Origin of the sequence: Polyangium jinanense (assembly GCF_028435265.1) — a bacterium.
Classification (GTDB): Bacteria; Myxococcota_A; Polyangia; order Polyangiales; family Polyangiaceae; genus Polyangium; species Polyangium jinanense.
Genome location: NZ_JAGTJK010000118.1, coordinates 1 through 11585 on the forward strand (window position 1 = coordinate 1; position 11585 = coordinate 11585).

An 11585-nucleotide genomic window follows, 5' to 3' on the forward strand; every position below is an offset into this window, starting at 1 on the left:
CTGAGCATTGGTCTCATCTCGCGAGCCCATTCTCCCTGAGCACCCGTAGCATCTCTGCTGCGGGTGCCAGTCGTTCGAGCCCGCGGCTGATGGTGACGGATCCGGGGGGTCCTCCGGAGGACTTGCCCGTGTAGCCGCCGAGCTCGGCGATCCATTGCACGGCGAGCGCGATGGGCGGGATCCCATCGGGGATCTGCTCGTTCTTCTTCTTTCGTTTTCGCTTCAGCAGCACCAAGGCGTCGACCTCGTGCGTCGCGAGCTCTTCGGTCGCGGGTAGGTCCGGTCGGGTGCGCGCCAGGTGCTTGAGACGTTCTGTCCGTGCGGCGATGGCTGCTAGAGCGTCGTTCAGTTCGTTTCCATCATGATCACGCGGCGATAGCCGTTCGGCCACGCCGCTCGATCGCTTCCAGGTTCAGGAAGGCTGCGTAGCGGCGGAGGTCGAAGAGGTTCCTGCGCGTGCCGCGATAGCGTGCTCGCGGCCCCTGCTTGGCTGCCAGGTGGGCGAGCCGGTGCTCGACATGCACGCGCTTTCGGAGCGCTTCGCGCCCGCTTGCTGTCTGGACGAGCCTCCGGAAACGCTGTTGCCGCTGCTCGTCATCGGCAATCTTCACTGTTCGCCCAGCGTCGTTCGCGGCCTTCGTGCAATGCGCTCGGAGGGGACACGGCCCACAGGTTGCCGGGTTGAATTGCACGAGCCCACCTGAGGTGAGCTTCTGCGTCTGACCTGCGGGACACGTGATGGTCCAGAGTCGGAAATTCATGTTGAAATCTAACTTGGAGAAGAGCGGGCCATTCGTCGAATTTCGGGGCTTGCAGAGGACCGTCGCACCGTTCTTCTCCGCGCTCACGACAAGCTCGCTGTCCACGTACGCCCGGTCGACGAGGACCTCTCCCATTTCAGCGCGTCGCGGCGACCGAGAAATGTCTTCCTTCAGCCCAGCAGCGCCTTCTCCCTCGGGACGATTGGCTGGGGTGATCGAGCACGCCAGAATGAGTTCGGTGTCCAGGTCGTTCGCGATATGCTGCTTGTAACCGTTGAATCGCTTGGTCTTGCTCTTGCGACCGTGGCGCATCTCTGGATCCTCGACCGAGACGCGTCGATTCCTGGCGACTCCTTCGCGGATACGGGGGCCTCCCCCACCGGGCGGCTCAGGATCCAGATCCTGCGTGCGGAGCTGCTCGACGACATCGAGGAGCTCCTTGAGGGGTGACTCCTCAACGGCTTTGCCGGCCTGCCTTCGTATCCATTGTTCGAGTGCATCGATCTGCCGGAGGAGCTCGCCGATCGCCTCGGCTTTCTGCTCGCGATCGGTCCAGTCGATATCGAGCCCGGACTTGACGCTCGGCGCGAGAAACATGGGCGCGCCAGCGCACGCTGCGATCTCTTCGGCCCTGCGCTCGAGCAGCTTGGCAGCCCCACGCAAGAGCTTGAATGCCGCATGCCCGAGCAGGTTGAAGGTGTCCTCGACGCGGCCCATGCCTTCAAGGGGGCGCGAATCCACGGCCAGCCGGAGCGTCTTGGGCAGCTTTTTCCAGTCGAATGCCTGGGTCTCTTTCGCGAGCTCGACGGTGCGGTCGAGCAGCCTACGGTCCATGTCGTGCCCGATCAGGCGCTGGCGAAAGTCATGCAGCGTGCCCTGCGCAAATGCAGGCCGCGTGGCGCCCAGCGTGCCGAGCACGAGTTGCCATCGCTGGTCGAACCTCGTGTTGTCGATAGCCTCGGCATCCGATACGCCGGTATATGCCTGTAAGAGGAGGACCATGCAGAGAAGCGCGGGGGCGACAGGCGTCTTGCCTTCGCCCGTTTCTCGATACATTCCCGCAAGCTCGTCCTGGAAGGCATCGTCGAAGAGCCTTTCGCGGTTCAGCCGCAAAAAGGCGTACATGCGCCTTCGCTTGCCCAGGTGGTCGAGCATGGCCTGCTCTTCCTGGGTGGTCGTCGTGCTCGGATTCCAGCGGGGTACGGAGGTCGACATGGCGGATCCCTCGGTCGGCTGGGCGAGCCCGGACGAGTGGATCACATCCACGCCGGTTTGTCGATCATCTCCACGCAAGTGTTTGTAACTGCTCGTGGTTCTGAACTGATCGACGTTCTAGGAGAATCTCCCCGAGAGGCAGCAAGATCGGCGTTGGAGAGCAAGCTCAACAATGGATGCCCGATGTGCAGCGCCGGGTCTATCGGCCTCTACGAGGATCTGTACTACATCGTTGCGACGAAGGACTACCATGCTGGTCAACTCGGGTACCCCACATACCTATGGTGGTCGCACAGTGCGAAAATTGCGGCTTCTTGTGCCTGCATTCGAGCCACCTACTTGGCATCACAGTCGCAGTGTAAACCTCGGAGGGAGCATGGGCGGGGGCCCGAGCTACCGGGTGGCGCCGGGCCGGGAAGTGGCCTGCCTGGGCGGGACCATCCGCAACGCGTTCGGACACGTGCAGGCCGAAGAGCCCGCAAGTGGTGGACGGGTCCGTGATCCTCTCGTCCGGCCCGGCGATCGACGCTCCTCCGTGCCCGGCCGAGGCTCCGACGCTCGTCGGGCCGGTCCCCAGCGCCGCCGAAGGCCTTTGTTTGCCCTGCGGCGCGCGAATGGTAGGCTCACCGTCATGTTTTCTCGGCTTCTGGCAGCATCCGCGGTCTCGTTCGTTTTGCTCCTTCCCGGGATGGCAGGCGCCGCCGACGGGGACGCCTGGGTTCCCAGAGCCCAGCAGAGCCGCGTCGCCCTCGAGTTCGACGTCTGGTCCTACGACGATCCCGCGCTCGGGACTGCGCATTCGCTCACCTTGGGCGTCGCGGGCCAGGTGAAGATTGCCCGCGGCGTGTATCTCGATTTCGACGTCCCCTGGGCCGTCTGGGATTACCGGATCCCCCCCGCCGACGTGCGCGAGACCGAGGCCACGATGGGAAACCTCACCCTGGGCGCGCACTGGGCGGGCAAAGTGAGCGAACGGCTCGCGTTTCACGCGGGCGGCACGTTCTCGGTCCCGACCTCGTTCACCGACCGAGAGGAGATCCTCGGCTCGGGCAGCGCCACCGTCGATTACTTCGTGTGGCTGCCCCTCGCCAATTACATCCATATGCGCCACGACGTGGCCAGCCGCAATCGCGCTTATGCGGACCTGCACCGGTTCTTCCTCGATTCGATCCTCGCCCGAGGGCGCGGCGGCCTGGAGCTCCGCATCTTGCCCACGCTTTATTACCGCGCGGATATCGCGTCCATCGTCGCCTTCCCCGTCGGGGACCTGGCGGATCGCACCCACCTCTTCCTCGAAGCCCACAGCGAGATCGCGGGGCGCGCCTCCACAGGCGTGGGCGGCGGCCTGCGCGTGCAGACCGTGTTTTTCCCGACCCGCGAGGACGACAAGGCCCAGACGGCCCTCGAGCCGTATTTCAGCTACGAACCCACGCGCGGCTTCTATGCGCGCCTCGGTCTGCTCGTCGCGCTCGACGACACGCTCGGCTTCGGCTTCGAGGAAGGGAAGGTCGCGACGCTCCGCACCGCGCTCGGCGGGTCGTGGTAGGAGCGAACCCCGGGAGAGCTAGCCTTCTTCCACGCGGATGGGGATCCAGTGCCCGAAGCGCGGTACGTCCACCTCGGCGGGCATCAGGGGCCGCATGGGGCATGGTTTGTAGGGTACGATTCCAGTCGATCGTGGCGACATGGGCGCACCGGCGCTTAGGGTGAACAACCCTATGCATCGGCGCCTGCAAACAGCGAGCGCGAGACGTTCACCGAAGCCGCCCATTATTGTTGTCCCAGCCGGCGCGCCTTGGGAAACGGCAAGCAGAGTTGCCCAATAGGCACCCTCTTGCGCATTGGCGGTCCACGCGCCGAGAGCCCTGCACGGGCCAATCTGCACGCGAATTGCATCCGGTATGAGCGCGACACTTCGCCATCGCATCGTGCCCTCGCACTTCGGACATACCGTCACGTCGATGGCAAATACATGCCGCAGAAGCCACGCCCACGGCTTCCGGCGACCGTTCGCTTCAGAATGGCCACCTACATGAAACAGCTCACCGAACAGCGGCAACTGCAATGGTGCTCGGACGACGCGACGCGCAGAGGCGCCGATGGCCGTGCCGATGCCACGACTTCTTATCGCAATGCCGCATTCGGTGCGAGCACGCCGTGAAATCGCACCATATGAAAATGCGGCGGCGGCACCACCGCGCATACCCGAGCCAAACGTCGTAGGGATCCAGCACGACGCACCTCGTCCCGTCACGCCACACTTTTTTGAGCTCGTATCGGGCGTTCTCGCCGACAACCCCGAGACACTCCGTCGCAATCGGCGGCCTCACCAGATACCGGCACACCCGCTCCACGCGTTTCCGATCCCGACCATCGATCGCCGTTCCCGCATGTACGTCCAATCCCTTCACCACGGCCACGCGCTCATCGTCACGTATTCGGCTCGGATCGACCACGCGCAGCGCAGGCACTCGCGCCGCTACGTCATAACAAGCCGCAAGAGCACGGGGTCATGTCACGGGCTTGCGCGCGACCGCGTGGAGGCGCTAGCGTCGGCGGCGCCGCGTGGCTCATGGATCGGCCGGAGGAGCGACCTGTGGAGAGTTGTCGGATGCGTGCCATATGGCTCGGTTTGGCGGTATTGCTGGCGGCTTCCGGATGCTCTCGTCCCGCCACGCGGCCCCCCGGGGATCATGCACGCGCTTCCATCCGCGTGCCGAGCGACGTCGAGGGGATTGACGTCGTCGTTCACTGCGATCGCGCGATCTCGCAGTCAGGGTATTCGGCAGAGACCGCGTCGAGTGTTCCGCTGGATTCCCCGTACGCCCGCGAGCGCGAAGCCGACAAAGGTCTGGTCACGGTGATGCCCGGCGAGCAGCGCACGAGGGAGTTTTTGGTCCCTCGAGAGCGCATCCTCTCTGCGCTCGAGATTCGATACGACATGGACGTTCACGATGAGATCGACTTCCTGCGGCTCACCGGAGGCGACGCGATCGTCGTCCATACGTATACGACGAATGCAGGAATCTTCACCGTCAGCGACGTCTGGCCACTGCCTGCGACCTCGAAGCTATCGTCGCTGCCCGAACCGCTTCACGAGCTCACCCAGCGTGCGCTCGATGCGTGCGGCTCGCCGAGCGCAAAGGCTCCGTGATGGCAGGACGACCGGAGCACGAGCGCGCGCACGGGGGCACAGGCAACCCTTTCCTTTTCCGCGGTAAAACGCGACAATAACGACGTGCGTCGAGGGTTCGGGTTGCTCGTCGGATGGATCGTGGCCGCGGCCGGCTGCGGCGCGCCTCCGCCGGCGTCGCCCCCGCACCGCGCGGCCGCGACCGCTTCCGCTTCCGCTCCCGCTTCCGCTCCCGCTGCGACCTTGTGGAGCCGATCGAGCCGGAACCCGCGGGAATCGGCCCCCTTCCGGGGGAGACGGGCGAGCCGATCGGAACGCCTAACCCCGCGATCCCTGGTAGCGTGACAGCTACTCGACAGGAACCCGAGGGACCGACAGGAACCCCGGCGACGGGAACGCCGGCCCCCCCGGCGAGCCCATTGCTACAGGCAACCGCGGCCGTTCGGGCGGCCCTCGACGCGTCGATTGCAGTGGGTGACATCGAAGGCGCGCGGCGCGCCGTGCGAGCCCTAGACGCTCTCCTCGGCGAGCCCCCGACGCCAGGCCAGGATGCCCCCGTCTCGGCCGTCAAGAGCACCCGCAAGCGGCGGAAGGCGTAGGCCGCACTTTCCGACCCCCGGGCGAGTTGAGGATCACGCCCCGAAGTGTATCGAAAAGCGCGCCCGGGTCTGCGTCTCCACGACAATCATTTGGTCTGAAAGTAGCTGGAGACTAAGTCGAAGCTCTGGCAGCCATCTACCCGTCCGCTGGTGGACCCATTGCGACACCGTTGACGCATTGCTCTTGCACCATTGCTGCCATCGACTGGCCTCATTGAGATAACAATAAGCAACATCGCGCGCCTTGCGATTAGTCCCTCCCACTGAATAGCCACCGCCAGGCGTAAAATAGACCGTACCGTCGCGAACCGTTGTCGCTGCGAGCAAGCACCCGCCCCCGAATTTGCTGGGCCGCCTTAATAGCGTGCGTTCTTCGGAAGAAATCGGATCCGGTACTACCACGTCCGTACAGCGATAAGGCTCCAAAAGGTGCGGCCAATTCTGATGCGTCGTTTCGATCAGCGTGTCGTCTGAAAAATGCCCGTGCCCCAACACATCTACGAAATACAGCTTGTCAACTGTTGGCCAGACAAACAAGAGCTCGTCTCGGCGACCCACGAAGAAGTCCGTTCCAGTCGAGGGTGGCCCTAGGTGCATGTGATGGATGCCCCAATCATTGAGCAGCATATCGTTGTATCCGGCCTTCTTTATGGTCTTGCTTAGGTGCGGATTGAGATCGAGGCCGGCCAGAGACGAGGCTTCTATTGCAAACAGGGCAGTGCGGAGCTCTTCGGGAAGCTCTTTCGCGCGAAGTTCGCGCGACCAGACAACAGTGCGCGGTCTCTCTTCGATCCGGCGGAGCTTCTCGGAGAAGTAACGCACGCAGACTTCCGCGGTATCCTCCTCGGGGTGAGGCCGGAGGTCCGGATCCAGAAGGTTGAACCGGAGAAGGAAGTGCTGGCGAAGATCCGATAGGAAATCGGCATGGACTGTGGGGGAATTTACCGCGAGAGTCATGCGAGTGCTCAGTACAGCAAATGGCATGCCATCTGCCGTAACGGGATCGTAGCATCTCGTCCGCGTGTTTGCCGTGCTTCCCCGCAGGTACATCCGGCCCATTCGACTGTGGTGCAGAGCACCAGAGTGACGACATCGCCTGTGCATGGTTATCCAGTAGGATAGTTTTTCGCCGGGAATATAGTTCGAGCGAGGCCCCGTCGCGCGACGCAGGATCGGCAGACATCCGGCGTCACGAGCATCCGCAAGCGGCGCAAGGCGTAGGCGGCTCCCATGGCCCGGGCGAACCATCGAGAGCTCGCCCGGGGTCTCTCACCCCTTCCCGATCGACAGGCCAAACCAGACAATCCGCCCGCACGTGTACGCGAGCTCTCCACGCAAGCGAGGCCCGAGTAGGGCAGCGGGGGGACGCGGAGCGGGTGAAGGTGGGGACCGAAGTAGACGCGGATCGTCGTGCTCATGTCAGAACATCGACGCGAGCGCGCGCCGGTTGCATCGGGACCGTGCTCCGGAGGCGGACTACCTCGACGGGCGACGCGCGGACGAGGGGACGCCCGGAGCGCTGCGATCGGTGGGCGGCGGAGTCGAGACGGGCCCGGACTGCGGAGCCCCCGAGATCGGCCCCGACGACGGCGGCGGATCGTCCGCCTTGATCTCAACGTCGCGCAAGCCGTGGCAGTCGTTCAGGCAATGCCAGTAATCGGCGCCCCCGTAGAAGCATCGGACCACGGCACGGATGAGCCGCTGTAGCGGACCTTGCGCAATCGCGCGGCCCGCAATCGTCCGCGCCCGATTCCGCACGTTGTCCGAATTGGGGACATCGCCGGGCGCGATCTTCTCGCGTCGCAAGAGGCCCGGTCGGTCCGTCGGAACGTCGTGGAAGAACCCTGCGAAGTGCAGATCCGGCCGCTCCTGCAAGAACACGAGAAAGGCCGTTCGCCCGTCGATCTCGTGGGGAACCTCGACCATGATCCGGCCGTCGGGGTAGTAGTGGAGCCTTGCGTCGTGGTTTTCTTGCTTTTTCACGCTATTACCTTCCTCGTACAAGCGCCTTGCGGGCGCTGGTTAATCGTTTCCAAGCGGTAGCGCGCGAGGTTTCGAGCCTGCGCGCCATCTGTTCGATCGAATAGCCCTCGAGGTGGAGCCGCAGCGCGGCCCCCTCGACGGGCGGCAGCCGTTCGGCCCGATCGAGCCATTCCCCAAGCGCCGCGCGCTCTTCTGGCGAGGACGACGGGTCGAGGGCGTGCCTTTGCAGGTCTCTCCCCGACATGAGCACCTCGACCTTATGACGGGTGAGGCGTCGCCAATTCATCGCGAGAAACCACGCCGTTCGCAAGAGCCATTCGGCAGGGTTCCGCGGCGCCCCGCTTAGCTGGGCGTATTGCAAGAACACGCGTTGCGCGAGCTCGTCCGCGTCGGCTTCGTGCACGCCGAGCCGGCGGAGCTTCGCTACAATTCGCGGCCGTTCTCTGGCAAAAAGGCGGACGAATCCCGCCCCGCTCGCGCCCGTCGGGCGCTCGGGTCCCTTGCGCTGCATTGTGCATCGTTCCCGACCGCGTAGGGCGGTCGAGCCTCGATCTACGAGCGCTCACGTGGCGAGTTCAAGCCATTTTAGCGAAGGACGAACGTTTTTCTTGGTAGAACTCCATCCCGGAATGCGATCCTAGAGCGGGACAATATGGCTTTGATCGCGCATAATCACGACGCGCGGACGGGCCAATCGGGGCGGATGACAGATATTTTTCGCCCGCTATTCGCCCGGCCGGCGCTCGCCTGCTACCCCACGGGCGAGACCACGATGGGCGAGGCAGACGGGGGAGATGGCCGGCGCTCGCCTCCTGCTACCCCACGGGCGAGACCACGATGGGCGAGGCAGACGGGGGAGATGGCCGGCGCTCGCCTCCTGCTACCCCACGGGCGAGACCACGATGGGCGAGGCTGTCTATCCCCTGCTGGAAACTTTCCATCTTGTCTTGGATCGCTGCCCACTGGTATCCTGCCACCGGATCCAAACGCACCGCGTAGGTTGTTTCCCTACACACGAACCAACATCCGCGGAAGCCAACCGAATGACGTACATTCCCCCTCCAAAAACTGCATTCATAAGCGCGCTCGTTCATTTGGCCCGAAGGGAGCGGGCACCACGATGGGCAAACAGTGACGGCTCCCGCATCTATGTATGGGATGGATTGCATGGAGAGCTAGAGGTCTACAACAAGCGCGGCCGCCACCTTGGCGCGGTTGACCCGGAGACCGGCGAATTTATAAAGGATGCAGTGAAAGGGAGAACAATCGATGTCTAAGCGAAAAACATTCGTCGAGCGCGTGCTTGACGGGGAAATTCTGGATCTCGACACGATCGACGACGAGATCGACGCGTGGCACGAGAGCGACGCCGATTGCCCATTGCACGAGTGGTTGGGGCTCACGCGCGACGAATACGCCTTATTCGTCGAAAAACCTGAAGCTCTACGCACCATTTTGATGGCTAAGCGGCACGGGATCCCGCTCAAGCAGCTTGTTGGAATCACGGCAGCTAGCGCACTTGCGCTGGCCGCGCGGGGAACATCGCCAGCCGAGGCAGAGGCAATCCGAAAATGGCTAGAGCAGACCAATCGCCTGTAGACGACTTAGAGCCCGAGCGCCGCATCGCCAGACTGTTTGCCCAAAAGCACGCGATTACGCCGCCTGTACCTGTTGAATCTCTCATAGGAAAACTAGCGGATGTCGAATACGCGAGCTTTCCCGGAAGCTGGGATGCGCTGCTGCTCACTCGCCCGAACGCAAGGCCAAAGATCGTGGTGTCGTCCGATGTGACGAGCACAAGGAGACTAAGGTTTACGCTCGCCCATGAAATCGGGCACTTGATCATTCCGTGGTCTGTTGGAGCAATGTTTTGTCATGCAAACGCATCGTATCACGTCGATGACGATTTGCTCCGGACGCTGGAGGCAGAGGCCAATCGTTTCGCCTCGGAACTGCTGTTTCCGATTGCATGGGTGCAGCAACGCTTATCGGAACGAAGTGGTGCGCTGGCTGATTTCGTCCTGAAACTTGCCGACGAATCGCAGGTATCACCCATTGTGGCCGTGCTGGGCATGGGGCGCGTGTGCCCACCGGATACCGTTCTCATGATTGTAAGTGCTGACGGAAGTATTAAGTATCGATCTGTTGCCCCGCGTTCCAACTGGAGCTTGCCTGATCGATGGGGCGAAGACGCGAGCCGGGAAATGCGTGCAGCCGGAGCATTGATTACGAGCGTCGATTATGACATTGGCATGCTGGTCGCCGTAGAACTGCCGCAGGGCCAAAGCATTACCGTGTCGCGACCAGCGGGTAGCTCGAAAGATATATTGAATTCCATTCTTGATGATGTTTGCCAAGGTTCTGAACAAAAGAATTCTTGGCGCGGCATCGTCAGGGGGATCGCTGGATATGCAATGAGTAGATCCAGCAGTGTTTCCCACGCTGGGATCTGTGCGGTGATACGTCAGCGGTTCGTCGGCCGCGAGGATTTACGGGCTTTCCGTACACACAGGTTATTCGACGAGTTCGTGGAGGCGGCGGCTTACGAGTTGGCGGTAAAGAAATCCGCTCGCTAACCCGTGCTTGCGCGGCAGGCAGCGCGTAGAACGTGCGCGGGGTCACGGGACGTGGCACGTCCAGCGCTCGACGTTGTTTGCCGCACGGACGCGCGCGTTCCGGCGTTCGTCCGTGCGTTCGTTCGCGCGTTGCGGGTCCGTTTACGCGGCGTTTCGTCGGGGCTCGCGCCCGTGGCGCTTGGCCTGTAGAGCCTCGAAACGGTCGGCGATCAGGGCCCCGATCCCGATCTCGGCCTTCACCACGACCCCGGCCGCGTCGATCGCGTCAAACACCGCGTCCACGAGATCCGACATGACCCCCTCGAACTCGGGGTGACTCTCGATCGATGCGGTCTGTTCGAGCTTCGCCAGCGCGGTAAGGGCCGTGATCCGCTTCCCTTCCAGCGTCGCGATCTGCGCCGGGGAGAGCTTGCCCGCCTGAAGGATCTTCGTCAGCCGTGCGACGCTCGCGCGTAGCTCCTCCGCGGTCGTTCCGAGGACGGGCGGCGCATCGGACGACGGCGGCGCTTCCGCTTCCGTGCGCGGGGCTTCCGTGCGCGAAGTAGCGGAAGGCGCGGCCTTCCCCTCACCGGTACGTGTCCACCAGGACCACGCGATCGGGGGGATGTCTGCCAGGGCTTCGAGTTTTTCGAGGTACGGCGCCGCTGGCGTTCGGCCTTGTTTCCAGCCCGTCAGCAGGCCCGGACTACACCCGAGACGCGCGGCGAGCTCCCGGTAGCCCGTAGCTCCCCGCCATGCGTCAAGGCGTGTCCAGCCTACGGAAACCCACCCCTCGCCGGGGCAAGACGTGGCGAACTTGGCACCGTCCGGAGCGTCGAAGCGAACCATGGAAACAGTGTGATTCGTTGCGTCGTGAACGTCAAACGGATCTGTTCACGATTCGCGAGCGGGGGGCGCGTGCCGCACTGATCAGGTCAAATCTCTAATAATTTCAAGCAGAAGCCTCTGCGCAAATTCGTGCTTGGGTATGCCCGAAGGGGCGCCGTCGTTCCTGTGCCCCCGATAACGAACGGTCATCACCCCCCCTTCGATCGTGTACGTTGCGCGATATTCCGCACCGTTGTGCTCGACTGTGAAGTCGACGGCTTCCGGGGTTTGCCTGCCTTTCGACATGATCTCTTTCACGCGGTCTGAGGTGTCCGCGCCTCCGATTTGGCAGCGATCTAGCCTTGGTTGCGTTCTCTGCGCAACGGCCTCTCGAGGTGACCGGCGCGCTCGACCCCGCCGACCTCGACCCCGGCGACGCTCGCGAGCAGGCCCGGCGTTCCCGGCGTTCCCAGGCGTTCCCCGGCCGGCAGGAACGCGAGCGACGAGCAGG

The 11585-nt window shown here is 63.4% G+C and carries 14 protein-coding genes; 6 read left to right on the forward strand and 8 right to left on the reverse strand.

Translation table 11 applies throughout. The features are described from left to right. Window positions 1-13: 13 nt before the first annotated feature. Both KEG38_RS54085 and KEG38_RS54090 read right to left on the reverse strand, forming a co-directional pair. A complete protein-coding gene (locus tag KEG38_RS54085; protein ID WP_272429008.1) occupies window positions 14-391 on the reverse strand; it encodes an IS4 family transposase in 378 nt (125 codons plus the stop codon). Continuing rightward, on the reverse strand, window positions 366-1976 hold the full coding sequence (locus KEG38_RS54090) for an IS1182 family transposase (protein ID WP_272429010.1): 1611 nt from the start codon (window positions 1974-1976) through the stop codon (window positions 366-368). Before KEG38_RS54090 ends, KEG38_RS54085 begins: the two co-directional genes overlap by 26 nt. Window positions 1977-2607: 631 nt before the next feature. On the opposite strand from KEG38_RS54090, the gene KEG38_RS54095 reads away from it, so the two are divergent. Both KEG38_RS54095 and KEG38_RS54100 read left to right on the forward strand, forming a co-directional pair. Continuing rightward, on the forward strand, window positions 2608-3522 hold the full coding sequence (locus KEG38_RS54095) for a hypothetical protein (RefSeq protein WP_272429011.1): 915 nt from the start codon (window positions 2608-2610) through the stop codon (window positions 3520-3522). A 474-nt stretch (window positions 3523-3996) separates the two neighbouring features. Beyond that, complete coding sequence (locus KEG38_RS54100; RefSeq protein WP_272429013.1) at window positions 3997-4137, forward strand: hypothetical protein; 141 nt, start codon at window positions 3997-3999, stop codon at window positions 4135-4137. Here KEG38_RS54100 and KEG38_RS56345 read toward each other — a convergent pair. Further along, window positions 4101-4217 carry a transposase gene (locus KEG38_RS56345; protein WP_372518254.1) on the reverse strand — a complete coding sequence of 39 codons (117 nt, stop codon included), beginning with the start codon at window positions 4215-4217 and terminating at the stop codon, window positions 4101-4103. The genes KEG38_RS54100 and KEG38_RS56345 overlap by 37 nt on opposite strands. 472 nt (window positions 4218-4689) lie before the next feature. Here KEG38_RS56345 and KEG38_RS54105 point away from each other — a divergent pair, with 472 nt between their 5' ends. Continuing rightward, the gene (locus tag KEG38_RS54105; protein ID WP_272429015.1) at window positions 4690-5130 is read left to right on the forward strand and encodes a hypothetical protein; all 441 of its coding nucleotides are present in this window, start codon (window positions 4690-4692) and stop codon (window positions 5128-5130) included. A 611-nt stretch (window positions 5131-5741) separates the two neighbouring features. Here the strand turns inward: KEG38_RS54105 and KEG38_RS54110 are convergent. From KEG38_RS54110 to KEG38_RS54120, 3 genes are all read right to left on the reverse strand, one after another. After that, window positions 5742-6665, reverse strand: coding sequence for a hypothetical protein (locus KEG38_RS54110; RefSeq protein ID WP_272429016.1), 924 nt, complete (start codon window positions 6663-6665; stop codon window positions 5742-5744). Between the two features lie 519 nt (window positions 6666-7184). After that, on the reverse strand, window positions 7185-7691 hold the full coding sequence (locus tag KEG38_RS54115; protein WP_272429018.1) for a hypothetical protein: 507 nt from the start codon (window positions 7689-7691) through the stop codon (window positions 7185-7187). Window positions 7692-7695: 4 nt separating this feature from the next. Beyond that, a complete protein-coding gene (locus tag KEG38_RS54120) occupies window positions 7696-8202 on the reverse strand; it encodes an RNA polymerase sigma factor (RefSeq protein WP_272429020.1) in 507 nt (168 codons plus the stop codon). A gap of 532 nt (window positions 8203-8734) precedes the next feature. On the opposite strand from KEG38_RS54120, the gene KEG38_RS56350 reads away from it, so the two are divergent. From KEG38_RS56350 to KEG38_RS54135, 3 genes are read left to right on the forward strand one after another with little or no spacing between them, the layout of a single operon-like run. After that, window positions 8735-8968: a colicin E3/pyocin S6 family cytotoxin gene (locus tag KEG38_RS56350; RefSeq protein WP_272429022.1), complete on the forward strand. Its 234-nt coding sequence runs from the start codon at window positions 8735-8737 to the stop codon at window positions 8966-8968. Beyond that, entirely contained in the window at window positions 8961-9290 is a 330-nt protein-coding gene (locus tag KEG38_RS54130; RefSeq protein WP_272429024.1) for a hypothetical protein, read from the forward strand. Before KEG38_RS56350 ends, KEG38_RS54130 begins: the two co-directional genes overlap by 8 nt. Further along, a complete protein-coding gene (locus KEG38_RS54135; protein ID WP_272429026.1) occupies window positions 9263-10267 on the forward strand; it encodes an ImmA/IrrE family metallo-endopeptidase in 1005 nt (334 codons plus the stop codon). Before KEG38_RS54130 ends, KEG38_RS54135 begins: the two co-directional genes overlap by 28 nt. Window positions 10268-10408: 141 nt before the next feature. Here KEG38_RS54135 and KEG38_RS54140 read toward each other — a convergent pair whose 3' ends face one another. Continuing rightward, window positions 10409-11095 (reverse strand): helix-turn-helix domain-containing protein, encoded by a 687-nt coding sequence (locus tag KEG38_RS54140; RefSeq protein WP_272429027.1) that lies wholly within the window; start codon window positions 11093-11095, stop codon window positions 10409-10411. A gap of 81 nt (window positions 11096-11176) precedes the next feature. Continuing rightward, complete coding sequence (locus KEG38_RS54145) at window positions 11177-11392, reverse strand: hypothetical protein (protein WP_272429028.1); 216 nt, start codon at window positions 11390-11392, stop codon at window positions 11177-11179. Between the last annotated feature and the right edge of the window lie 193 nt (window positions 11393-11585).